General features: G+C 64.1%; 20 protein-coding genes, 1 tRNA gene and 1 pseudogene. 11 read left to right on the top strand and 11 right to left on the bottom strand.

Translation table 11 applies throughout. From position 1 onward, the window contains the following. Positions 1-206 precede the first annotated feature (206 nt). Together KBP54_RS00370 and KBP54_RS00365 are read right to left on the bottom strand one after the other, a co-directional pair. The gene (locus KBP54_RS00370; protein ID WP_255366105.1) at positions 207-629 is read right to left on the bottom strand and encodes an SRPBCC family protein; all 423 of its coding nucleotides are present in this window, start codon (positions 627-629) and stop codon (positions 207-209) included. Beyond that, positions 621-1,862, bottom strand: a pseudogene (locus KBP54_RS00365) (glutaminase); the annotation flags it as partial. The pseudogene KBP54_RS00365 and the gene KBP54_RS00370, both read right to left, overlap by 9 nt. 332 nt (positions 1,863-2,194) lie before the next feature. Between KBP54_RS00365 and KBP54_RS00360 the strand changes: the two are divergent. From KBP54_RS00360 to KBP54_RS00350, 3 genes are read left to right on the top strand one after another with little or no spacing between them, the layout of a single operon-like run. Further along, complete coding sequence (locus tag KBP54_RS00360) at positions 2,195-2,407, top strand: helix-turn-helix transcriptional regulator (RefSeq protein ID WP_070363332.1); 213 nt, start codon at positions 2,195-2,197, stop codon at positions 2,405-2,407. 4 nt (positions 2,408-2,411) lie between these two features. Further along, positions 2,412-2,894, top strand: a complete 483-nt coding sequence (locus tag KBP54_RS00355; protein ID WP_070363333.1) for a hypothetical protein — start codon at positions 2,412-2,414, stop codon at positions 2,892-2,894. A gap of 23 nt (positions 2,895-2,917) precedes the next feature. Next, a complete protein-coding gene (locus KBP54_RS00350; RefSeq protein ID WP_256005931.1) occupies positions 2,918-4,078 on the top strand; it encodes a globin domain-containing protein in 1,161 nt (386 codons plus the stop codon). On the opposite strand, the gene KBP54_RS00345 is transcribed toward KBP54_RS00350, so the two are convergent. The 3 genes from KBP54_RS00345 to KBP54_RS00335 are packed head-to-tail and all read right to left on the bottom strand — an operon-like array spanning position 4,050 to position 6,294. Further along, the gene (locus KBP54_RS00345) at positions 4,050-4,748 is read right to left on the bottom strand and encodes a helix-turn-helix transcriptional regulator (protein ID WP_070363335.1); all 699 of its coding nucleotides are present in this window, start codon (positions 4,746-4,748) and stop codon (positions 4,050-4,052) included. The genes KBP54_RS00350 and KBP54_RS00345 overlap by 29 nt on opposite strands. After that, positions 4,745-5,401: a helix-turn-helix transcriptional regulator gene (locus KBP54_RS00340; RefSeq protein ID WP_083329414.1), complete on the bottom strand. Its 657-nt coding sequence runs from the start codon at positions 5,399-5,401 to the stop codon at positions 4,745-4,747. The genes KBP54_RS00345 and KBP54_RS00340 overlap by 4 nt, the downstream gene beginning before the upstream one ends. A gap of 56 nt (positions 5,402-5,457) precedes the next feature. Continuing rightward, a complete protein-coding gene (locus tag KBP54_RS00335) occupies positions 5,458-6,294 on the bottom strand; it encodes a hypothetical protein (protein ID WP_145945282.1) in 837 nt (278 codons plus the stop codon). Between the two features lie 127 nt (positions 6,295-6,421). Between KBP54_RS00335 and KBP54_RS00330 the strand changes: the two genes are divergently transcribed. Next, positions 6,422-7,735 (top strand): multicopper oxidase domain-containing protein, encoded by a 1,314-nt coding sequence (locus tag KBP54_RS00330; RefSeq protein ID WP_256005930.1) that lies wholly within the window; start codon positions 6,422-6,424, stop codon positions 7,733-7,735. A 10-nt stretch (positions 7,736-7,745) separates the two neighbouring features. Here the strand turns inward: KBP54_RS00330 and KBP54_RS00325 are convergent, their stop codons facing one another. The 6 genes from KBP54_RS00325 to KBP54_RS00300 all read right to left on the bottom strand — a co-directional run bounded on the left by KBP54_RS00325 (position 7,746) and on the right by KBP54_RS00300 (position 13,691). Next, the gene (locus KBP54_RS00325; RefSeq protein WP_084028637.1) at positions 7,746-9,056 is read right to left on the bottom strand and encodes a hypothetical protein; all 1,311 of its coding nucleotides are present in this window, start codon (positions 9,054-9,056) and stop codon (positions 7,746-7,748) included. Then, positions 9,057-10,523 carry an MFS transporter gene (locus KBP54_RS00320; RefSeq protein WP_256005929.1) on the bottom strand — a complete coding sequence of 489 codons (1,467 nt, stop codon included), beginning with the start codon at positions 10,521-10,523 and terminating at the stop codon, positions 9,057-9,059. Between the two features lie 9 nt (positions 10,524-10,532). After that, on the bottom strand, positions 10,533-11,531 hold the full coding sequence (locus tag KBP54_RS00315; RefSeq protein ID WP_070363337.1) for a S66 family peptidase: 999 nt from the start codon (positions 11,529-11,531) through the stop codon (positions 10,533-10,535). Then, on the bottom strand, positions 11,531-12,124 hold the full coding sequence (locus tag KBP54_RS00310; RefSeq protein ID WP_070363338.1) for a hypothetical protein: 594 nt from the start codon (positions 12,122-12,124) through the stop codon (positions 11,531-11,533). Before KBP54_RS00310 ends, KBP54_RS00315 begins: the two co-directional genes overlap by 1 nt. A gap of 87 nt (positions 12,125-12,211) precedes the next feature. Next, the gene (locus tag KBP54_RS00305) at positions 12,212-13,312 is read right to left on the bottom strand and encodes an FAD-dependent monooxygenase (protein ID WP_070363339.1); all 1,101 of its coding nucleotides are present in this window, start codon (positions 13,310-13,312) and stop codon (positions 12,212-12,214) included. Between the two features lie 295 nt (positions 13,313-13,607). Next, positions 13,608-13,691 (bottom strand) — tRNA-Leu (locus tag KBP54_RS00300). 137 nt (positions 13,692-13,828) lie between these two features. Between KBP54_RS00300 and KBP54_RS00295 the strand changes: the two genes are divergently transcribed. The 7 genes from KBP54_RS00295 to pknB are packed head-to-tail and all read left to right on the top strand — an operon-like array spanning position 13,829 to position 22,980. Beyond that, positions 13,829-14,734 (top strand): DUF3662 and FHA domain-containing protein, encoded by a 906-nt coding sequence (locus KBP54_RS00295; RefSeq protein ID WP_256006666.1) that lies wholly within the window; start codon positions 13,829-13,831, stop codon positions 14,732-14,734. A 45-nt stretch (positions 14,735-14,779) separates the two neighbouring features. Beyond that, on the top strand, positions 14,780-15,235 hold the full coding sequence (locus tag KBP54_RS00290) for an FHA domain-containing protein FhaB/FipA (RefSeq protein WP_070363634.1): 456 nt from the start codon (positions 14,780-14,782) through the stop codon (positions 15,233-15,235). Further along, positions 15,232-16,620: a PP2C family protein-serine/threonine phosphatase gene (locus KBP54_RS00285; protein WP_256005905.1), complete on the top strand. Its 1,389-nt coding sequence runs from the start codon at positions 15,232-15,234 to the stop codon at positions 16,618-16,620. The genes KBP54_RS00290 and KBP54_RS00285 overlap by 4 nt, the downstream gene beginning before the upstream one ends. A gap of 2 nt (positions 16,621-16,622) precedes the next feature. Beyond that, on the top strand, positions 16,623-17,975 hold the full coding sequence (locus KBP54_RS00280; RefSeq protein WP_256005904.1) for an FtsW/RodA/SpoVE family cell cycle protein: 1,353 nt from the start codon (positions 16,623-16,625) through the stop codon (positions 17,973-17,975). Beyond that, a complete protein-coding gene (locus KBP54_RS00275) occupies positions 17,972-19,429 on the top strand; it encodes a penicillin-binding transpeptidase domain-containing protein (protein ID WP_256005902.1) in 1,458 nt (485 codons plus the stop codon). Before KBP54_RS00280 ends, KBP54_RS00275 begins: the two co-directional genes overlap by 4 nt. Continuing rightward, the gene (locus KBP54_RS00270; protein ID WP_256005900.1) at positions 19,426-20,949 is read left to right on the top strand and encodes a serine/threonine-protein kinase; all 1,524 of its coding nucleotides are present in this window, start codon (positions 19,426-19,428) and stop codon (positions 20,947-20,949) included. Before KBP54_RS00275 ends, KBP54_RS00270 begins: the two co-directional genes overlap by 4 nt. Then, the gene (gene pknB, locus KBP54_RS00265) at positions 20,950-22,980 is read left to right on the top strand and encodes a Stk1 family PASTA domain-containing Ser/Thr kinase (RefSeq protein WP_256005899.1); all 2,031 of its coding nucleotides are present in this window, start codon (positions 20,950-20,952) and stop codon (positions 22,978-22,980) included. It abuts the gene before it with no gap. The last annotated feature ends 38 nt before the right edge of the window (positions 22,981-23,018 follow it).

The following is a 23,018-nucleotide window of genomic DNA, read 5'->3' as shown; positions in this document are numbered from 1 at the left end:
CGTCTTTCGGAACATGTGAAGGTGGGTGCGCGCACCAGATTCCTTGTTTTTCTCGGGGCGGGTTTGCAAAAGCCCTGGTCACGGCAAGCGCTTGGGGGAATTTGGTGTCATAGCGCCCCGGCTTTGCACCAGATTCCGGGATTTTGGGGGGCGGGTTTGCAAAAGCCCTGGTCGCGGGAAGCGCGCGAGGGAATTTGGTGCGCAGTCTACTCAGATTTGCTCTCGCGCTTGATCAGTGGCTCCAACTTGTCGCGGAGACGCGCCTTCCAGTCGGCGGCGGCCTCCTCGTAGCCTTCCTCGTGCGGGTGCATGCCGCGGTGGGTGAATTTGACGCGGGTGTCGCCGTCGGGGGCGTCTTCAAGCTCGAAGATGATGTCGGTGTCGTCCCACTCGGGGTCCTCGAGCAGGTTGCCGGTGGGCTCGACGCGCCAGACGAGGCGGTCGCCCTGCTCGGCTTCGGAGACGTAGAGCTCGGCGAATTGGTCGTCGTTTTGGAAGTGGAACTCGCCGCCGGCGGTGTCTGCAGAGCCCTCGATGGTTTCGTCCCACCACTCCTGTGGCCTGGTGATTGCGCGGAAGACTTCGGTGCGGCTCGCCGGGACCTCGAAGGAGGTGGAGAAGTCCTTCACGGCGCGGAATTTGGTGCCGTCGGAGAACTCGTAGTCGGGCATGGCGCCGTCGGGGTCGTAGATGGAGACGTCGAAACCTTGGTCGCGGATCTGCTTGATGCCTTCTTTAATCAGCAGGCGCCCGGCCTTGTTGAATGAGGTGACGTTGGAGACGTCGAGCACCAGGCGGTTGCCGGCGAGGCGGTATTCGCCGAGGTCGTGAAGGATTTTCTCGGCAGCGGTGAAGTTGATCATGCCCTGGAGTTGCACGACGGTCTTCGCTTCTCGACGATCCACCGTCCGGATCCCTGGCGCCGCGTAGTAGTCGGCGCTCATCAGGTTGAGGCCGAGGGATTCGGACAGCTCGCGGAAGATCTTCACGCCGCGTACCGAGTTGCCCTGCTTGTCCAGGCGCGGACTCAACGACGCGATACCGAGCTGCCCCGGCATCGTGCCGATGAGGCCACCAGCCACGCCCGACTTGGCGGGGATGCCCACGTTGACCATCCAGCGGCCGGAGCCGTCGTACATGCCGGCGGACGTCATCACGGCCTGTGTCACCCGGCTAGCCGCAGCGGACATGATGCGCTCGCCGGTGATCGGCTGGACGCCGCCGTTGGCCAAGGTGGCGGCCATGACGGCAAGGTCGCGGACGGTGACCAGGATGGAGCACTGCTGCGTGTAGGAGTTCACGGCGTCGTGGGCCTGGTCTTGGACCATGCCGAATTCCCGCAGCAGGTGCGCGATGGACAGGTTGCGGTGCGCGGTGGCCAGCTCGTCGTCGAGGATGTTTTGGTCGATGCGCAGTTCACGGCCCGCAAGGCGGGAAAAGAACGACCGAATCTTCTCGACGCGGTCTTCGACACTCGAATCCGCCCCGTTGATGAGCTGGTTCACGGCGATGGCGCCTGCATTGATCATGGGGTTTGAGGGCCGGTTGGTGGCGTCGTCAAGAGAGATGGCGTTGAAGGCCTCCCCTGAGGGCTCAACCCCCACGACCTTGTGCACCTCCTGCGCGCCGAGCTCCTCGAGCGCGAGGGCGTAGACGAACGGCTTCGAGATTGACTGGATGGAGAACTCGTAGCTGTCGTCGCCGACGGAGTACAGGTGGCCCGACGTGGTGCACACGGCGAGGCCGAGCTTGTCCGGGTCGGCGGTGCGCAGCGACTCGATGTAGTCGGCGGGCTCGCCGGCGTCGTCGTCGCGGACGAGGTCAAGGATCTTCTCGAGGTACGCAGGCACTGGGGTTGGCATGCCGCCAGCTTACTTCCCACATAACATCCCACATAACATCCCACATGTGGGATGTTGGGTGGTATGTTCCACCGAAAAAGTGGTATGTAGGACGAGTTCACGCAGGTCAAACAACATAACACTTACATCCCACATGTGGGATGTTGGGTGGTATGGCGGACGAGGTCAAGGATCTTATCGAGGTACGCAGGCACTGGCGTAGGCATGCACGACAGTCCAGAGCTTTGCGCCTATCGACGCCTACTCTTACCTTTTTGTCCACTTTCCTTTACATAGTGGGGTGTTTAGTTTATTGTTTGTCGTAGGTGCTTACAAAGCAGAAAGGAGCGCTGATGCCAGACACACACGAAAACATGGTCCGCAAGTGGCGACGGTGGCAGGAACTCTCCCAGGCCGAGCTCGCCGCACAGGTGGGAGTGTCCCGCCAGACCATCGCCAACATCGAAAAAGGCAACTACTCCCCCTCCGTCCACCTCGCACTCGACATCGCACACACCCTCGGCAAGACCGTTGAAGCCCTCTTCGGCGACGAACAGGAAGGATAACCCCATGTTGAAGCAGTACGGCGACAAGAAGATCGCCCTGGCAAACCAGGGCACCGACGACGAATACCAGCAGCAGATCCTCCACCAGTCCAGCACCGTGACCTCGGAGACGCTGATGTACACCACCACGTTCATCATGGCGATCCTCGCCTGGGTCCTGCCAAGTGGTGTGGCCATCTACTCACTGCTCGCGCTGTTGCCCGGCACGCTCGCACAAACCGCCGGCGCGCTGTGGATGCAGAACTACGCCCCGCGGCCCCGCCCGCCCAAGATTTTCACGCTGTCCACCCTGCCCATCTGGATCTTCCTCGCGATCGCCTTAGCCGGAATCGCTTTTAACGACTTCGACAGTGACCCGAGCGGCAGTATCGGCATGGTCATCGGCGTGATCGTCGGCGGTGCCGCAGCCGCAATCTTCGCCCCGCGCTGGCAGCGCTCGCGGCGCCGCAGCGACGAAGAGCGACTGGACCAAAATCTCGAAGATTAATAAACACGGGTATATTCGTGTTTATGTTCATTGACGAGAAACCAAACCCGAAACAGGCATACCTGAGCGACGAGCACGCCGAGATCATCAAGGCGACGCTCCCGCCGGTAGGCGCGAATATCCAGACGATCACGAAGACCTTCTACAACAAGATGTTCACCGCCCACCCCGAGCTCATCGCCGACACGTTCAACCGCGGCAACCAGAAGCAGGGCGCGCAGCAGAAGGCGCTAGCGGCGTCGGTGGCGACGTTCGCCACGCAGCTGGTGGACCCAGACGCTCCAGACCCAGTGATGATGCTGGATCGCATCGCGCACAAGCACGTCTCGCTGGGCATCACGGCGGACCAGTACCAGATCGTGCACGACAACCTGATGGCCGCCATCGTCGAGGTGCTTGGTGACGCCGTCACCCCAGAAGTCGCCGAGGCTTGGGACAAGGTGTACTGGCTGATGGCCGACGTCCTGATCAAGCACGAAGGCAAGCTCTACGAATCGGACGGCGTGGAGGCGGGCGACGTGTTCCGCACCGCCACCGTCACGGAGAAAACCCAGCTCAGCGACACCGTCTACGCCTACACCCTGGAGGGCGACTTCACGGCGCCGCGCCCAGGCCAGTACACGTCGGTCGGCGTGAAGCTGCCGGACGGCGCGCGCCAGCTGCGCCAGTACTCCATCATCGAAGGCGACGCCTCCCACTACCGCATCGCCGTGGAGACCGAGGGCGAAGTGTCCACGTTCCTGCGCGACCACGTCAACGTCGGCGACACCGTCGACGCCACGCTCGCCGCCGGCGACCTGGTGCTGCAGGCCGGCACAAACCCGGTTGTGCTGATCTCCTCCGGCATCGGGTCCACGCCGATGACCGGCATTCTCGGGCATCTCGCAGCGGAGGGCTCGCCGCGCAAGGTCACCGTCGCGCACGTCGACGAATCGCAGCAGTCGTGGGCGCAGGCGGATGAGATGCGGATGCTCGTCGAGAAGCTTGACGACGCCTCCCTGCACCCCTACTTCCGTGCCGAAGGCCAGCGCCTCAACGTCGCTGACCTGGACGTTTCCGGCGCAGACGTGTATCTGTGCGGCGGCGAGGGCTTCCTGCAGTCCATCCGCGACGACCTGGCACAGCTCGACCCGGCGAACGTGTACTTCGAGCTGTTTAGTCCGAACGACTGGCTGATCGGTTAACCAGCCGGGCCCCGCACTGCCCCGACGCGTCGAACGGCATGAAGTCGAGGTGGTGGGGGCCGATGGTGGCGTCGATAAACCCCTGGTGTAGTGCGCAAATCGTGGCTGCGGGCGGGGTGCCGTCGGCGGCGACGAACGGGCAGGCCTGCAGGCCGACTTCCACCGAGGCGTCGCCGTCAGCCTCGCGGACGAGCGGGTCGAAGCCCATCTCGCGCAGGGAGCGCAGCACCGCGGCGGCGAGCTCCTCGAAGTCCTTTGGCGGCTCGCCGAAGCGGTCCGCGTTGCGCCGCGCCCACGCGCGCCCGAAGTCGCGGGCAGCGTCCAGATCGAAGCCGGCGAGCGACTCAATCAGCGACTCGACGAGCGCGACGTACTCGTGCATCACAGCGTGATGCTGTGGGGTGCGCACGTGGTACACGTGCGAGGGGCGGCCGCGGGTAGTGCGGCTGGCCACGCGCCAGCCCACCAAACCGCGCTCCGCCAGCTCATCGACGTGGCCGCGCACAGTATTGACGTGGATGCCAAGCTCCTTGCTCAGCTCGCTGAGCAAGGCACCCTCCGGGAAAGAATCGAGCGCATCGAGGACCTCACGCTGCTTCGGGCTGAGCTCTGCCGCGCGGCGCATCAGCTCCGCGGTGGGCAGGGGGGCGGCGGCGTCGTCGATAGTCATAGTTCGATCTCGCACTGCGACGGGCGACTATACGGCAGCAGCTTGTGCACGATGCCGCCGCTGAGTTCATCCAGGTAGCCGGCGTGCAGGGCACAGATGACCGAACTTGGCGCGCTGACGCCCACCGTCGTGAACGGGCAAGCGTTGAGGCCAATGTTGCCGGACTGGTTTGGGTAGGAGGGGTCGAAGCCGAGGTCCCGCAGAATCGCGATCAGGGCGCTGAGCTGGGACGCCCCGGAGGCGTCCGACTGCACCTCGCGGCCGTTGTGGGTCTGGCGCGCCCACTGACGGCCGATCTCGCGCGCCTTCTCCGTATCGCCCTCGGTGAGGCACTCCGCCATCGTCCTGACCAGGCCGATGTACTCGCGAGTCACGGTCGAGTGGTGCGGGGTGCGCGTGTGGAAAATGTTGCTCGGGCGGCCGCGGCCCTCGCTCGGAGCCGTGGTGACCTGCACCAAATCCCGCGCCAACAACTCATCCAAATGCCCGCGGATCGTGTTGGGGTGCATCCCCATCTCCTTGGCAAGGTCGCCGACCTGCGCCCCATGCGGGTGCAAAGCTAGGCGATCAAGCACCTCGCGCTGCTTCACGCTCAACTCGGCGGCGCGGTCCATCAGGTCCGTCGTCGGTTGAGGCGGGGTCGCCGAATTCACGTGTCCTCCTTCGGTCAGAGCTCTTTACCAGCTTAAACCGAAATCGCCGATTTTCCCTATTCCAGGCCGTATTTATTGAAAGAACGTGACGAAGAGGTTATTTCGCACTTTCTCGCCATAACACCTGGTACTTCACTATTGGCCACCAACCACGTAGCCAGGTCAGTGTCAATCATGCGGGCGAGGGACAAGATTTGCGCGAATGCCTCCTCAACTGTTCTCCTTCTTTTTTCATTTCGATGCGTTTGTCCACGAAGTGGGACACCATTCAGTAACGGTTCATGATGCGCAACACGGTTTCGAAGTTCATTAATCTCTTGGCACAACTGATGAACCCACACACGAGAAAAAGTTATCGCTCTCGCCTTTTCAGGATGCTCATCCCGCTGACGTGCAGCTTCTCGCCTGCCGCCGGGGAATGCTTTTGCTAGAACTGGCCAGTTCCGCTCATTGTCAACCTTTCTGCGCCAAGGACCTCGGCCGGTATAACCGCCTTTATCAAACAGATTCGTCCAGAAGCCAAACATGCAGTTGGCCACTAGTCTCCCTGGTAAATCCCCACGTTCCGAGTTCAATCTCACGTGAGCAGGCAGACGTTCCCAAGCACTAGCCAAAGCCGTTCGCGACCGGTCGTCCAAAGGCATTTCCTGATACCACTGCACGCCCCATTTCTCGGTCAGAACAGCATGAATAGCCTCACGTAACGCAACTTCGAGGACCGCTAAATCGGCCATAAAGGCCATGGACAAATCGCGATTCCATACATAAAGTTCAAGCGCCTCATCGGCGCAATGATGAGACGTGTGTGATAGAAATGTCGCCATCCGAGCAGGTGGAATAGACCCCCATAACAGGTGGTGGCGCCCTGTAGGCGGCTGCACTGGATACGTCATTGTGCTATTGTAGCCAACGTAGTCCCTCGGATCTGGGTCACAGACATAGACTCTGTGTTCCCCCGAGGGTTTTTCTATGGGTGCCGAGCTTTCCCTATTTCGAACCATATTTATTACGATCGAGACCGTGAATAAAAAAGGGCAGACCTCCGACGGCCTGGCGTGGGGCATCATCGCCGTATTCGTGGCGCTCGTGGTGGCGTTCAGCGCGCTGAGCTCGACCGCAGGCGACGATCGCGGCCCGGAACCACTCGACACCAGCGGCGCCACCACGCTCGACGTCGACATCCAAGGCATGACCTTCACGCCGAATCGTATCGACGTCCCCTCCGGTACCCGCCTCATCCTCACCATCACCAACTCCGACGACCAGCAGCACGACCTCAAGCTGGGCAACGAGTACACAGGCCGCATCGATCCCGGCGACACCGTCGTCCACGACTTCGGCGTCTTCACCGAGTCCACGCAAGGCTGGTGCACGATCGCCGGACACAAGGCGATGGGCATGGTGTTCGATGTCGTGGTCGGATCGGCGAGCCCGAGCACTTCGCCGAGCGCCGCGCCCAGACCGGTAGTTGCCGCGGACGGGCCCGACTCCGGCCTGGTCTACCGCGACCCGGCGCTGCCTCCCGCGCCCGATGCTCCCGAAAGAACAGTGCACGAACACACCTGGCACGTTGCCGAAAGCGAGCGCCAGGTTGCGCCCGGCGTCACCCAACCCGTCTGGACCTTCGACGGAGAAATGCCAGGTCCCGTACTGCGTGGGCGCGTCGGTGACCTGTTCCGCATCACCATCGTCAACGACGGCACGATGGAGCACTCCATCGACTTCCACGCGGGTGAGGTCAACCCCGATACGAACATGGCCCAGATCGCCCCGGGCGAATCGCTCACGTACGAGTTCGAAGCCCGCCGCTACGGGATCTGGATGTACCACTGCGCCACCATGCCGATGAGTCTGCACATCGCCAACGGCATGTTCGGCGCCGTCGTCATCGACCCACCGGACCTCACGCCTGTCGACGCCGAATACGTCCTCCTCTCACACGAGGTCTTCCTCGGCGAGGACGGCGCCGACCCCGAGCGAGTCGCCGCCGGGCTCTACGATCTCACCGCGTTCAACGGCTACCCCAACCAGTACCAGCAGCGGCCGATTCCGGCCCGCGTCGGCGATACCGTCCGTGTGTGGATCTTCAACGTCGGCCCCGACAATCCGCTGAGCTTCCACGTGGTCGGCGAAATCTTCGACACCGTATTCAAGGAAGGCCAGTACCAGGTCCGAAACGCCACAGATACCGGATCACAGGCGCTCGGGCTCCTCGCCGCCCAAGGCGGGTTTGTTGAGATGACCTTCGACGAGCCCGGGACGTACACTTTCGTGAACCACCAGATGACCGACGCCGAAAAGGGACAGCGCGGCCAGTTCGTGGTCACGCCCTAAGCGACCCGGCTCAGGCAATCCCGCCAAAGGACGCGACAATCGCGGCCACCAGCGCCAGCGCCAGGGCGGACTGCCCGGCGGGGCGCTCCACGTGGGCGCCCGCCACCGGGGCCTCGCGCTGCCCCCGCAGCACCGCCACCTGGGCCTTCACCGCCCTGCGCAGCAGTGGCAGGTACGCCACCAGCACGGCGAACACGAGCAGGCTCATCACCACCCGCAGCCAGGACTGCTCCGTCAGCAGCCACACCGCCAGCGCGAGGTTGTACAGCACGACCCGGAAGTAGGTGCCCCGGGACAGTTCGAGCAGCCCGGCGCGCACCGCCTTCGGCCCGCCGCCCATCGTGGTGGGCAGCAGGTAACTCATGGTGCCGATCAGCAGGGGCGCCACGAAGCCGAGGAGGAGCGCCAGCGTGGGGATCTCCGGGACCGTCCGCACCAGGCCCACGGCGTACCAGAGCATCGTGCCGATCAGCCAGAACATCGCCACGAAGACGGAAAGTCCCGGGTAGGTGATGCGGTCGCGTGGGTCGCGCAACACGTCGATCACGTTGACCAGGAACCCCTGGAAGAGCCACAGCCACGCGCCGACGTAGACGAACGCACCAACCGCGACCACCTGCGAGATTCCCAGCAGCGCGCCGACGACGGCGCAGACAATCCCGGCCACCGCGCCCCAAATGGCCACGCGGGTGCGGTCCCGCATGCCGTTGATCCGCCACATCGTCGGGAACAGCACGCTCAGGCTCGACATCGCGGCCAAGCCCACAAAGCCGCCAACGTTGGTAAACAGGTGCGCCTGGCGAATCTGCTCCTGCCAGGTGCCCGGCAGGCCCATCGACAGGGCCGCGCCGAAGCACACCCCTACCAGCAGGCAGGCAGCCGACGCCACGTACCCAATCGCCGCGGGTCGGTGCCGCTTCTCCGGGCCGGCATCACGCACCAGCCGGGCGAGCACCACCGCGTGCCACAGCACCGCACCAGCCACCAGGCACCCACCGACCCAGGTGACCAGCCAGTGCTGCTCCCACCAGCTGGCCAGGACCTGGCCCACAAGCACCAACACGACGCCGACGTTCAGGACCCAGGTGCGCCGCAATTGGGCCGGGCGCGCCTCCTCGGGAAGGCGCTGCTGCAGGAAACGCTCGGTCAGGTTCACGCTCCACAGCACGATCGAGTTCGCCACGATTCCGAGCGTGAAAATGTGAATCAGCAGCCACGCCGGTTCGGGGAACAGCGTGTGGGTGAGCCCGATCAAGATGAACACCCACATCCAGATGCTCACCGGCTTGGACGCCTTCCGGTGCCAGCTGCGTGCGCTCATTTACGCCGCCACCTTCGCGTCGCCGGACTTCGGGTTATCGCGGAAGCACCACCAGGTCACCGCACCAAAGACCAGGGCCGAGCAGGCGATCATCACGAGGACGTTGTGGTACGCCCCAGCGTAGGCCGGGGCGGCAAGGGCGTTGGTGGAGGCGTCGTAAATTGCATCCATGCCGAGGGGCTGCAGCTCGGCGGGCAGGTTGCGCACCATCCACATCGGCAGCAACGAGCCGGTCAGCGCGACGGTGACCAGGGTGCCGAACTCGTAGGAGACCTCCTCCACCCCGGCGGCCATGCCGGAGCGGTGCAGCGGCGCCGCGCCGATAATCGCGATGGAGGACACGCTCATCACCGAGCCCGCCGAGAAGCCCATCACGGCCAGCGCCGCAATCTCGATGCCGAGGCTGCCCGCGTCCGAACCCCAAATCAGGGCCGCGGCACCCGCGGCGGCGCCCAGGAAACCGCCGCCAATCAGAGGCAGGAAGCCAATCTTGTGCAGGTAGGCGCCCCCAAGTGTCGACGCCGGAATCGCCGCCGCCGCCATCGCAATAATTGTCGCGCCGGCGTGGAGGGGGGAGAAGCCGTCGACAAGCTGGAGCTTCTGCGTGGTCATCAGCTCGGCGCCGGCCATGAAGAACATGCCGCCGGCTGCTGCGACGACGCCGCCGGTGAACATCCGCGACTTGAAAATGTCGAAGGTGAGCAGCGGGTCCGCCAGCTTCCCCTGGCGGCGCACGAACAACACCGCGCCGACGACGCACAGCACCACCGCCACCACGAACAGGGACCAGCCGGAATTCGGGTTCGCCAATTCTTTGATAGCCATGGTCAGGCCCGACAGCGCGAACAGTGCGTACACCGAGGAGATAAGGTCCCAGTGCTTCGCCGGGTTCGGCATGTTCTCCGGGGCCAGCCAGAACGTCAGGGCCAGCGCGATGAGCACGATCGGCACGTTAATCAGGAAGACGGAGCCCCACCAGAACGCCTCCAGCAGCGCGCCGCCGACCAGCGGACCCAGCGCCGCACCCACCACGGCCACCGACCCCCAAATGCCGATCGCGGTGTTGCGCTCCCGCTCGTCCGGGAACGTAAGGCGAATCAGCGCGAGCGTCGCCGGCATCATCACCGCGGCACCCATGCCGAGCAGCCCGCGCGCACCCACAAGCAGCCACGCCGACGGCGCAAACGCCGCCGCCAGCGACGCCACCCCGAACACCACCAGCCCAACGATGAACATCAGGCGGTGGCCCAGCTTGTCCCCCAGCGTGCCCGTGCCCAGCAGCAGCCCCGCCAGCACCAGCGGGTAGGCGTTAATAATCCACAAGCCCTGGGTCGGGGTGGTGTGCAGCTGCTCGTTGAGCTCCGGCAACGCCGTATACAGAATTGAATTGTCCAGCCCGATCATCAGCAGACCGAGCGAAATCACTGCAAAGAAGGTCCAACGTTGACCCGGCGTCGAATCAGTCATAGGGACAAACTACACTCTAGGAAAACTAATCGACGCCTCTCCCCCCTCCACCGAAACATCCACACGCCCGCCGACCGGGAACGTCAACAACGGGTTCGTGTGTCCAAACGATGCGTTCGCCACCACCGGCTTCCCCCTCAACTCAGGTATCGACGCCACCATCTCCTCCACCATCACCCTCGTGACACGGCTCGCGGTCTGGAAACGCCCAATCACCAAGCCCTCAATCCCGTGACCATCCGGGGCCTGCAACAACGACACCAGCTCACGCCGGAAATCCATCACGGTGTACTTCCCCGTCACCTCCGCAAACAACACCGCATCGTTCAGGGACGGCATGAACTCCGTGCCCGACAACAACCCCAACGTGCCCAAATTCGACCCAAGCGCAATCCCCTCCGCGCGGCCCTCCTGGATCACCCACCAGCCATCATCCGGCTCCTGCACACGACCATCCTGGTTAATAAACCAGTCATCGTCCGTGAACCAGTCCCCCGGCTGCCACACGATCGGCCCATCAGTAAACGCCGCCTGCACAAACGCGTCACGGGTCACCTCACCGAAATCGCGCATCCCCAACGTCGACCAATGCGGGCCCACGTAGACCACCTGGCCCGTCTTCGCATACACCGCATTCGCCAACGCCGACACATCCGAATTCCCACACAGGAACTTCGGGTGCTCCGCAATCACATCAAAGTCCAGGTGAGGCAGAATCTCGTTACTGGTAAAGCCGCCGATCACGCTCATGATGCCGTCGACAGAAGGGTCGGAGTAGGCGTCGATAAGATCCTCAGCCCGCAACTTGCCCGGCGCAGACCAAAACATGTCCGACACCCGCACATTCGCCCCAAAACTCACCGACAGGCCAAGCTGCTCCAGGCGCCGCGTGGCCAACTCAGCCACAAAACGACCCGCCGGGCCCTGCTCCACATACGCCAACGAACGCGCCGGAGCCACCACACGAACATGATCGCCCACCGACAACGGGCGAGGATACAACGCCATTAGTACAAATACACCGACGCGTTATTACCGCCCTGGCACCGGGCTCCCCCACCCGCAGGCCAGCACGACATCGTGTACGTCTGCCCCGTCACCGGGCTATACACACTCAACGACCCCGGGAACTCACCCGTGGCTGCAGCCCGCTCATTAAACACAGCCAACACATTGCCCGCGAACTCCGACGACGTATTCCCGGTCTCCGCCGTCGCGTTCGAGAACCCCGCACTCGACCCCATCGGCTCACGCCGGTTCACATTAGGCTTGTTGCCCTGGTTGTTCTGGCTGCCGTTGTTGCCGGCTTCCGGCGCGACCGTCTCAATCTCCGTCACGATCACCGGATCCTGCTGCCCGCCATTCGACCCATCGGAACGCACGAACAAAAACGCCACCGCTCCAGCCAGCGCCAACAACACCAGCGTCCCCAACACCGACAACGCAACCACCAGGCCAGTGTTGCTCTTCTGCTGCTGCGGCTGGTACGGGGGCTGTGGCTGGTATGGCTGTTGGTAGTACGGCTGCTGGTACTGCTGTTGCTGAGACGTCCACTCGTCAGTGCCGGGGTGGGTGTCGTCGGGCTGGTACGGGTTCGTCATGAGGGGCTTCCTTCAGGGATATGCAACAATACTGCAGCTCACCTTACTAGGTGCGCGCTGCTCATATAGGCGGGCGGCCCCATATTTCTATAGCGCCGGCATCTGCCATGCAGTCACCGACTGCACCTGGCGCTGACTCACTGAATCCGGCACGCGCCCAAGCACCCAATTACGTATCGACGCCACCTTCCTTCCTCCGGCGTGAATAACCCGCCCAACGAGCCGGGACTGACGCGCAATCGTTTGGCTCCTCCGAAGGCGGTACTCATCGTAGGTGCGAATGTCCTGGGTGCCGTTGAGAAGGAGAGCGGAAAGGACAGCGACGTCCTCAAGTCCCTGGCACGCCCCCTGCCCAAGATTCGGAGTCATGGCGTGTGCCGCATCCCCGACGAGCACCACTTTGCCGTTGCAATAAGTGGGTAGCGGTGACGCCAACTCTTGGATCGGCAAAAGCTGGATCGACTCGTCAGGTGTTGCGCGCAGCAGGTCCGGGATGGGGTCATGCCAGGAGGCAAAGGTGCTTTTGAGCAGGTCAAGGCGAGCCTCGCCCGGTGTGGCCTCTGCCCCGGAAAGAACGGCGAACCAATAGACGCGGCCGTCGTGAAGTGGGACGGCGCCGAAGCGAGCGCGCTCGCCCCAGGTCTCGAAGACGGCGTCGTAAAGCGGGCCATCGCTGACGCCGCGCCAGGCGTTGTAGCCCGCGTAGGCGATACCAGGATCATGAAAGCAACTACGCCGAACCGCGCTGCGGATCCCATCCGCGCCGACCACGACGTCGAAACGCTCGACTTTGCCATCGGCGAAAGTGACCGTTCCGGTCTGCGCCTCAACGTCCACGGCCTCGGCGGACGTGTGGACGAGCGTTTCGGGCAGGTGCTTGAGCAGCAGCGTGTGGAGCTCCGCGCGATCAATGCCGAGCCCATCCGCTGGAATACACGACAACCACTCCCCCTCCGGGCACCGAATCCCACCCCGCACAAGGGTCTGCCCCCACTGGCGATGACGGAACGCAGCCCCAATCCCTAACGCATCAAGTGCCGTAAGTCCGTTTTCGGCCAACGTGATCCCTGCACCCGTACCGCGGATGTGTCCGTGGCGCTCATACAACTGCACGTCCACCCCACCACGATGCAGGGTCGCACCCAGCGCGAGACCCGAAATACCAGCACCGATAATGCCAACTCTCATGGTTTTCGAGGATAGCGAGTGTAGCTGGCGCCTGTGAGGAACTTTGCACCAGATTCCGGGTTTGCATTTTCGCGACCTGGGGAAACGCCGCTCGGGTTGCTCGAAAACGGGGATTGTGGTGCACAGGAAACTCGCAGGAGTGCCAAATCTGACATCGTTTAACATCTAGCACTTTTCTGAACTGGCACTTTAAATGGCCGGACCAAATCGGGTTGCGTCTTTTGGCACTCGCTCCCCCTGCTAGAGACCAAACACAAAAAGAACCGGCCCTCCCGAAGGAGAGCCGGTCCGTTTGTGCCCGGGGGGGGACTTGAACCCCCACGTTCTTGCGAACACTGGCACCTGAAGCCAGCGCGTCTGCCAATTCCGCCACCCGGGCGGGCACTGGAACAATATAACACCCTTACATAGAGAAGTGCCAAATCCGCATGTCATGGGGCGTAAAGGTGTTTCACGCTAGGTTGTGTCGGAATGCGCACCTATACTAACGGGGTTAAAGAAAGGAGGTGCATGCGGATGGGAGTCATGGATCGATTGGCAAAGCTGGACAGTACGTTGCAGCGTGGCCTGGATAATTCGATGGCGGCGCTGTTTGGCGGCAAGGTGGTTCCGGCTGAGATCGAGGAGCTGCTGAAGCAGGAGGCGCAGGACTCTGTTGTGGTGACTGACCATGATGAGTTTGTGGTGCCGAATGTGTTCGCGGTGGGTGTTTCTTCGAAGGATTTGGAGAACTTGTCGCAGGAGCGTGACCTGCCGGTGCACCTCGCGGAACAACTGACGCGGTATGTGCGCAACCAGGGCTGGTTCTTTGATGGGCCGGCGGTTGTGCGGATCGCGGAGGAGTCAGGGCTGCGTACGGGCCAGTTGCGGGTCAGTTCTTATATTGATCCGCAGCCGGAGGTCGCGAGTGGGTTTGATGCCATTGTGGCGGAGCCTACGAAGCGGTCGAAGGGTGGTAGGCACCGTCATGCGGCAAACCGGGATCAGGAGGATCACATGCATGAGCCAAATACGATGACGCCGGTTGAGGGCGGCGAAGCGACTGTGAGCCTGCTGTTGCAGGACGGGTCGTCGCGCACTTACTTGGTGCATGAGGGCTCGAATATTTTGGGCCGTTCGAATGATGCGGATTTCCGCCTGCCGGACACGGGTGTGTCGAGGCAGCATGCGGAGATTACGTGGGATGGCCAGGTTGCGGTGTTGGTCGATTTGCAGTCGACGAACGGCACGACGGTCAATGATGAGCCCGTGGAGAACTGGATGCTTGCCGACGGTGACGTGATCACCCTCGGGCACTCCCACATTGAGGTGCGCATCGTGGAGCCGAGGGCATCGACCCCGGCGACGCCGGACCCGGAGGAGGGCGCGCCGCGCTACACGGATGCGGCGTCGCACCCGCAGACAGAATTTTTCCAGGCCTAACGGCACAACAGGCTAAACAAGCCCCGATTTGAAGGAGCTCCTTTGTTGGATTCCGCGGTGATCCTGAGCGCACGCTTTGGCCTGCTCGCGCTGCTCTGGCTGTTCATTCTGCTGGTGTTGTGGGTGCAGCGGAAGAATGTGCGTGAGGTGGGTGGAGCTGGGCGTCGACAAGTGAAGCAGGCGGGGAAACCGCTGCAGTCGCGTGAGAAGGTCCGGCAGATTGCGGTCGTTGAGGGGCCGCTGCAGGGCTCCCACATGGAGATTGCGAGTGTGGAGCATGTGACGCTGGGCCGCTCGCCGGATAATGATTTCCAGCTTGGGGACGATTTTGCGTCCTCGCGGCACGCGCGACTGTTCCGCCGCGGCAGCGACTGGTTTGTTGAGGACCTGGACTCCCGCAACGGCACCTTTGTACAGGGCATGCGCATTGACCAGCCGGAGCGGGTGTCGGTGGGGACGAATATCAAGATGGGGCGCACGATTGTGAGGTTGATGCCATGACGCTGCGGTTGAATTATGTGGCGGCATCGGACAAGGGTCTGGTGCGTGGAAACAATGAGGACTCCGCCTACGCGGGCCCACACCTGCTGCTGCTTGCGGACGGGATGGGTGGCCACGCTGCGGGCGAGGTTGCCTCGCAGTTGATGGTCAGCCACATGGAGCACCTCGACCGGGACCCGGAGGACGCCGACATGTTGGCGCTGCTCGGGGCAGCTGCGGATGATGCGAACGCGACGATTGAGCGTTCGGTGGCGCAGCACCCGGAGCAGGAGGGCATGGGCACGACGCTGACGGCGTTGATGTTCAACGGTGCCGAGTTCGGCCTCATTCACGTGGGCGATTCCCGCGGGTATTTGCTTCGCGACGGCCAGCTTCGCCAGATCACCGAGGACGACACGTTTGTGCAGTCCCTGGTCAACGAAGGGAAGCTGGACCCGGAGGACGTGTCGAGTCACCCGCAGAAGTCGTTGATTTTGAAGGCGTACACGGGCAACCCGGTGGAGCCGCACCTGGAGATGGTTCAGGTTCGCGCGGGGGATCGTGTGTTGTTGTGCTCGGATGGCTTGTCGGATCCGGTGACGGCGTCGACGATTGGGGAGGCGCTTGGTCAGGGCACCCCGTCGGTGGCGGCGCAGCGGCTGATTGAGCTGGCGCTGCGTTCGGGTGGGCCGGACAACATCACGGTGGTCATCGCTGATGTGGTGGAGGTCAAAGACGGCGAGGAGCACCCCGACTTGCCGACGTCCCCTGCGATGGCGGGCGCGTTGGCGCCGGAGTTCGAGTCGACGCACCCGGACTCTTCGGCGTCTCGTGCGGCGGCGTTGATGCGCAAGTCGGAGACGATTCCGCCGAACCACAATCGTGAGGGCGGCCGTGGTGGGTCGCAGCCCGGCGCGGGTGACGCGTCGGCGGACGAGGAGGATGACCAGCGGTTTGGCCGCAAAGTGAACATTTGGCCGTGGGTGCTGTCCGCGTTGGCGATTGTGCTGATGTTGTCGCTGGCGGCGGTGTTGTGGACGAACGATAGGCTCAACGACCGCTATTTTTTAGGCACCGACGGCAACGACGGCCACTTCGCGATTGAGCGGGCCGTCGGGACGTCGTTGTTTACGGAGCCGCGCCGCGAGGTGATTCAGCGGGCGTGCATTAATGAGCAGAACAAGTTGCAGATTGTGTCGTCGAACTCGGTGCCGCAGGACTGCGTGATCTTCGGTATCAATGACCTGCCGGAGAGCCAGCTGAACACGGTGGAGAACTTCAAGGGCGGCACGTATGACGATGTGCTGGGAATCCTGAACCGGTTGGCTGGTGAGGCGTTGCCGGTGTGCGTCGATAATGATGCGGCGAAGGACGCCCCGCAGGGCGCGTGCCGGGAGGTGAAGTAGCGATGTCTCGTGTGTTTCGGCGTGCGAAGGAGCTGCTCCTGCTGCTGTGCTCGGCGGGGTTGCTGCTGCTGATGCTGTTCGGCCTGGAGCTAAGCCAGGGCCGCACGATGTCGACGGAGATGTTCTACCTGGTCGGCGGGTTCGTGGGCGTCTACGCGATTGCCCACGTGGCGATTTCGCTGGCGGCGCCGCACGCGGACCAGCTGCTGCTGCCGCTGGTCTCGCTGCTCAACGCGATTGGCCTGGTGGTGATTTACCGCCTGGACCTAGCGGAACGCCCAGGGTACGCGCCGCTCGCGGAGCGCCAGGTGATGTGGTCTTTGGTGGGTGTGGTGCTGATGGTGTGCACACTCGTGATTGTGCGCGACCATAAGGCGCTGGCCCGCTACTCCTACCTGCTGGGCCTGCTGGGCCTGGTGCTGTTGGCGTTGCCGCTGGTGTGGCCGCAGCCGCCCGGGTTCGCGGATGCGCGGATTTGGATCTGGCTGGGGCCGTTCTCGTTCCAGCCGGGTGAGTTCTCGAAGATCCTGCTGCTGGTGTTCTTTGCCCAGCTGCTGGCGCAGAAGCGTGCCCTGTTCACGGTGGCGGGCAAGACGCTGCTGGGGATGAGCTTCCCGCGCCTGCGCGACCTGGCGCCGATTTTGGCGGTGTGGGCGATCGCGATTGCGATCATGGCGGTGTCGAATGACTTCGGCCCGGCCCTCCTGCTGTTCGCCACGGTGCTGGGCATGGTGTACTTCGCCTCAGGGCGGACGTCCTGGCTGGTCATCGGTGCTGGGCTGGTGGCCATCGGCGGGTACGCGGTGTACCAGGTCAGTGAGAAGATCCAGGACCGCGTCGCGAACTTCATGGACCCGCTGGCCAACTTTGACACCACGGGCTACCAGCCGTCGCAGGCGCTGTTCGGCCTGTCCTGGGGCGGGCTGACCGGCACCGGGTTGGGCTACGGCCACCCGGAAATGGTGCCGGTGGCGCACTCGGATTACATCCTGGCGGCGATTGGTGAGGAGCTCGGGCTCGTGGGTGTGGCCAGCGTGCTGTGCCTGTTCGCCATCTTCATTACCCGCGGCTACTCGGCGGCGCTGCAGGTCAGTGACACGTTCGGCAAGTTGTTGGCCGCAGGCTTAGCGACGACCATCGCTATCCAAATCTTCGTGGTCGCCGGAGGGATCTCCGCGATGCTCCCGATGACCGGCCTGACCACGCCGTTTATGTCCGCTGGTGGCTCGTCGATCATGGCGAACTACGTACTGCTGGCGCTGCTGCTGCGGATCTCGAACGCGGCGAACAAACCGGCGGAGTTTGATGCTTCGGCGATGGGTGCCCAGGCACCGGAGGCGGTGAGCGCACGATGAACAAGTCCATCCGCTTAGGCGCAGGAATTGCTCTGCTGCTGATTGTGGCGCTGCTGGTGAACTTCACCGTGGTGCAGGGCTTCCGCGAGGAGAAGTACGCGCAAAGCCCGCTGAACTCACGCACCGTGGTGGAGCTGCGCCAGATCAACCGCGGCCAGATCAGCGCCGGCGGGCAGGTGCTGGCGGAGTCCCACCCGCTCGAGGACGGCTCCTACCAGCGCACGTACCCGAACATGCCGTGGTCCTTTGCGCCGGTGCTCGGCTACGTGTCAGACCAGTACGGCACCTCCCAGATCGAGGCCGGCTACAACGGGCAACTGACCGGGGCGGGCTCCGGCAAGTCCTCCCGCTTCCTGCGCACCGGCCTGGAGCAGGACGTGGTGGGCAACTCGGTTGAGTTGAGCATCGACCCGCACCTGCAGGCCCTGGCCTACGAACAGCTTTCGAACCGCAACTACGAGGGCGCGATCGTGGCGCTACGCCCGTCGACCGGCCAGGTGCTGGCGATGGCGTCGACGCCCTCGTACGACCCGAACGCGATCTCCAACCCTGACACCGCCGAGGGCGCCTGGGCCGAGGTGAACAACAACCCCGGCAAGCCGCTGCTCAACCACGCGACGCAGGACCAGCTGCCGCCGGGGTCGATCTTCAAGATCGTCACCACCGCCGCCGGGCTGCGCAACGGCTACACGCCGGATTCCCCGCTGACGGGCGCGCCGTCCATCACCCTGCCGGGCACGACCGTGCCCCTGACCAACTACGCGGGCCAGGCCTGCGCCGGCGGCGGCCAGGTGCCGCTGCGCACCGCGTTCGCACTGTCCTGCAACACGGCGTTCGTGCAGATGGGCATGGCCGTCGGCGCTGACGCGCTGCGTGAGGCCGCCCACGGATTCGGCATCGGCGAGCAGTACGACCTCGGCATGCCCAACGCGGCCGGCTCGCTCGGCGACCTGCCCGGCGACGCCGAACTTGGCCAGTCCGCAATCGGGCAACGCGACGTCACCATGACCGCCCTGCAGGCCGCCGTGATGGCCGGCACCGTCGCCAACGAGGGCCGCCGTATGGCGCCGTACGTGGTCAACCGCGTACTCAGCCCCGACCTGCGCGAAATCGAAACCACCAAACCCCGCATGCTTTCCGACTCCATCAAACCCGAGGAAGCAAACACCATCAAGGACCTCATGTTCGGCTCCGAGCGCGACACCTGGGGCTACGACGGCAACGGCTTCGCCTCCAAAACCGGCACCGCCGAGCACGCCGAAGGCGCAGCGCCGCACACCTGGTACGTCGCCTTTGACCCGGTGAAGGATGTGGCGGTGGGGGTCGTCGTCAAGAATGGTGGCGGCCTGGGCACCGGGGCGACCGGGGGGCAAGTCTCCGCACCACTCGGGCGCGCGGTGCTCTACGCGGCACCCGCAGCGCCAGCTGATGAGGAAGGAACCAACGCGCGATGAACTACGAAAACAAAGACGAACTACAGAAGCTCATCGGTCCCGACTACCAGCTGCAATGGATCATCGGGCACGGCGGCATGTCCACCGTCTGGCTTGCCGACGACGTCCGCCACGAGCGCGAAGTAGCCCTCAAAGTGCTGCGGCCCGAATTTACCGCCAACCAGGAGTTCCTCACCCGCTTCCGCAACGAGGCCAACTCGGCGGAGGGGATCAACTCCCCCAACGTGGTCGCCACCTACGACTACCGCGAGGTCAAGACCGACGGCGGGTTCCCCATGTGCTTCATCGCCATGGAATACATCCGCGGCGAATCCCTCGCCGACCTCATCGCGCGCGAAGGCCAGCTCAAGGAAGACATGGCCCTTGACGTGCTGGAACAGGCCGCGCACGGCCTCGCCGTGATCCACCGCATGGGGCTGGTGCACCGCGACATCAAGCCCGGCAACCTCATGATCACCCAGAACGGGCAGATCAAGATTACGGACTTCGGCATCGCGAAGGCGGCGGCGGCCGTGCCGCTGACGCGCACCGGGATGGTCGTGGGCACCGCCCAGTACGTCTCCCCCGAGCAGGCCCAAGGCAAGAAGGTCACGGCGGCGTCCGACGTCTACTCGCTCGGCGTCGTCGGCTACGAGATGCTCGCCGGGAAACGCCCGTTCACCGGGGACTCCTCCGTCTCCGTGGCGCTGGCGCACGTCTCCGCCGAACCACCCGCGCTGCCGATTAGCGTGAGCGCCCCGGCGCGCGAACTCATCGAGATCGCCCTGCGCAAAACGCCAACCCAGCGCTTCCGGGACGGCAACGAGATGCAGCTGGCCGTCGAACAGGTCCGCCAGGGGATGCGCCCGACGCAGCCCGGCGGCGACACGGCCGTCATCGCCATCGAGCCCTCCCCGACCGCGTCCACCCAGATGCTCGCCGACATGTCCCGGCCGACCACGGCCCGGCCCGCCGCGCCGCGGCGCCGCCCGTCCGTGCCACCGCAGGCCCCGGCGCGCGCAGCGATGCCTGTGCGCCCGGCGCCCGCTGACGTTGCTGCTCCTGGGAAGCGGCGCAGCACCGCCGGCTACTGGGTCGGCATCGCGCTCGGCGTGATCACCCTCGCCGTCATCGGCGGCGTGGCCTGGGCATTCAACAACGGCACCCTCGGCGGCAGCACCCCGAGCAGCACCGCCCCGCGCCAAAGCGTGGTCACCCAAACCACCACCGTGGAAACCGAACCGACCTACGAGGAACCCGTCGAGGAGCCGACCACGCACGCCCCCGACACGCCCACTGAACACAGCAAGCCCAGTAGGCACAGCAGCGCCCCGGCCACGCTCACCATCGAGGACGAAACGCCGACGCAGCCAACCCACACCCGCTCTTCGGTGCCGGAGCAACAGCCGACGGAGGGGACGTCGATACATAATGAGGCGCCCACGACGCAGGTACCCAGCGAAAGCCCGGTTGGTGGGGAAATCGGCAATGGTGAACTAGACTTGCACAATCTGCCAAACATCCTCGGAGGAAATGCGTAAATGACAACGATCGCTAACCGATACGAACTCGGCGCCATCATCGGCACCGGGGGCATGAGCGACGTCTACGCAGCCACCGACACCGTGCTTGGCCGCGACGTCGCCGTCAAAATGCTCAAAATCGACATGGCGCGCGACGAAAACTTCCGCGAACGCTTCCGCAAAGAAGCCCAAAACTCGGCGCGGCTCAACCACACCAACATCGTCGCCGTCTACGACACCGGCACCGAAGAAGTCTCAGGTGTCGACGTCCCCTTCATCGTCATGGAACGCGTCACCGGGCAAAACCTCCGCGACCTCGTGCGCGCCGACGGCCCCTTAAGCCCCCAGAAAGCCGCCGCGTTCCTGCTGCCCGTCACGCACGCGCTGCAAGCCAGCCACGACGCCGGCATCATCCACCGCGACATCAAACCCGCCAACATCATGATCACCAACACCGGCGAGGTGAAGGTGATGGACTTCGGCATCGCCCGCGCACTGGATGACTCCACCTCCGCCATGACGCAAACCTCTGCCGTCATCGGCACCGCGCAATATCTCTCCCCCGAGCAGGCACGCGGCAAAGCAGCCGACGCCCGCTCCGACATCTACGCCCTCGGCTGCGTCATGTACGAAGCCGTCACCGGCAAACCACCATTCGAAGGCGAATCCCCCTTCGCCGTCGCCTACCAACACGTCCAGGAAGACCCCATCCCGCCAAGCGAGCGCGTCCCCGCCGACCGCGAACTGACCCCCAACGAGGCCGTCAACCTGGACAGCGTCATCCTCACCGCGATGGCCAAGCACCCGGCGGACCGCTACCAAACCGCCACCGAAATGGGCGAAGACCTGGCACTCCTCAAGCGCGGCGCCGTGACCAACGCCGCCCGCAGCCACCTCGCCGCCCCCGAACCCGAACCCGTCGACCCCTCCGATGATGCCACCATGGTCTCCGAAACCGTCCAGGGCAACGCGCCGCGCCGCGCCCCGCGCCCGGACAGCCGACCCGTCGGGCATCTGCCGGAGAAGGCTGGCGCCGGAGCAGTCGGCGCTGGGGCTGCTGGACGCTACGCCGCCCACCGCCGCGAACACGAAACCACAACCCCAACCTGGATGAAGTGGCTTGCAATCGGCCTCGGCGCCGCCATCATCGGTGCCTCCGGCTGGCTCGCCTACTCCTACTTCTCCCCCAACAGCGGAGAGACCCACAAGTCCTCCCAGATGGTCATCATCCCGGACCTCGCCGACAAACCACGCGCAGAAGCCGTCGCCGAACTCGAAAACCTCGGCTTCCAGGTTGCCGTCTCCGACGAGCCCAGCCCCGACATCAAGCGCGGCAACGTCATCGACACCAACCCGATCGCCGGGTCCGAACTCCAGCGCGGCACACTCGTCACCGTCAACGTCTCCTCGGGGCGCGAGCTTACCGACGTCCCCGACGTCACCAACATGGACGCCCAAGAAGCCGCAAAGGTCCTCGAAGATGCCGACCTGGAACTGAATGCGGAGCTGCGTCGAGAAGCCAGCGAAGACGTGCCGAAGGGCGAGATCATCAGCCAGCACCCCGCAGCCGGCACCCAGATCTCCAAGGGATCCAAGGTGACCGTCACGGTGTCCGACGGCCCCGAAATGGTCCAGGTACCGTCGCTGTCCGGCGTCAACGTCAACCAAGCGTCCGCCACCCTCGGCTCCATGGGGCTCCAAGTCACCGTGAACAAGGTCGACTCCGAACGCCCAGACGGCGAAGTCATCGCAGTCGCCGGCGAAAACACCGAGGTAGCCAAGGGCACCACCGTCGAAGTGCGCGTCTCCAACGGCATGCTCATGACCATGCCGAACATCACCCGCATGAAACCCGCCGACGCCGACAAAGCGCTACGCGACGCCGGCTGGAGCGGACGCCTCGTCGAAGGACCAACCGTCCCGACCGGCGCCCTCGTGGACAACGGGCTCATCGGACACCAAGAGGTCAACGCCGGCGACACCGTCCGACGCGACGCCGCCATCGGCTACAACCTCTGGCAGTTCACCGCCGAACGCCTGATAAGGTAAAAACCCTGATAGCTGGAAAAGCCACCGCACTTGCTTGT

Origin of the sequence: Corynebacterium pseudogenitalium (assembly GCF_024453815.1) — a bacterium.
In the GTDB taxonomy this organism is placed as follows: Bacteria; Actinomycetota; Actinomycetes; order Mycobacteriales; family Mycobacteriaceae; genus Corynebacterium; species Corynebacterium pseudogenitalium.
Note: the sequence above shows the minus strand (reverse complement) of the source record. Positions and strands in the feature narration are given on the sequence as shown.

Coding starts and splice junctions, on each gene's coding strand:
- KBP54_RS00270 (WP_256005900.1), top strand. CDS start 19,426: ATGAACTACGAAAACAAAGACGAACTACAGAAGCTCATCGGTCCCGAC.
- KBP54_RS00355 (WP_070363333.1), top strand. CDS start 2,412: ATGTTGAAGCAGTACGGCGACAAGAAGATCGCCCTGGCAAACCAGGGC.
- KBP54_RS00335 (WP_145945282.1), bottom strand. CDS start 6,294: ATGACGTATCCAGTGCAGCCGCCTACAGGGCGCCACCACCTGTTATGG.
- KBP54_RS00345 (WP_070363335.1), bottom strand. CDS start 4,748: ATGACTATCGACGACGCCGCCGCCCCCCTGCCCACCGCGGAGCTGATG.
- KBP54_RS00325 (WP_084028637.1), bottom strand. CDS start 9,056: ATGAGCGCACGCAGCTGGCACCGGAAGGCGTCCAAGCCGGTGAGCATC.
- KBP54_RS00350 (WP_256005931.1), top strand. CDS start 2,918: ATGTTCATTGACGAGAAACCAAACCCGAAACAGGCATACCTGAGCGAC.
- KBP54_RS00280 (WP_256005904.1), top strand. CDS start 16,623: ATGTCTCGTGTGTTTCGGCGTGCGAAGGAGCTGCTCCTGCTGCTGTGC.
- KBP54_RS00360 (WP_070363332.1), top strand. CDS start 2,195: ATGCCAGACACACACGAAAACATGGTCCGCAAGTGGCGACGGTGGCAG.
- KBP54_RS00320 (WP_256005929.1), bottom strand. CDS start 10,523: ATGACTGATTCGACGCCGGGTCAACGTTGGACCTTCTTTGCAGTGATT.
- KBP54_RS00285 (WP_256005905.1), top strand. CDS start 15,232: ATGACGCTGCGGTTGAATTATGTGGCGGCATCGGACAAGGGTCTGGTG.
- pknB (WP_256005899.1), top strand. CDS start 20,950: ATGACAACGATCGCTAACCGATACGAACTCGGCGCCATCATCGGCACC.
- KBP54_RS00305 (WP_070363339.1), bottom strand. CDS start 13,312: ATGAGAGTTGGCATTATCGGTGCTGGTATTTCGGGTCTCGCGCTGGGT.
- KBP54_RS00295 (WP_256006666.1), top strand. CDS start 13,829: ATGGGAGTCATGGATCGATTGGCAAAGCTGGACAGTACGTTGCAGCGT.
- KBP54_RS00315 (WP_070363337.1), bottom strand. CDS start 11,531: ATGGCGTTGTATCCTCGCCCGTTGTCGGTGGGCGATCATGTTCGTGTG.
- KBP54_RS00310 (WP_070363338.1), bottom strand. CDS start 12,124: ATGACGAACCCGTACCAGCCCGACGACACCCACCCCGGCACTGACGAG.
- KBP54_RS00275 (WP_256005902.1), top strand. CDS start 17,972: ATGAACAAGTCCATCCGCTTAGGCGCAGGAATTGCTCTGCTGCTGATT.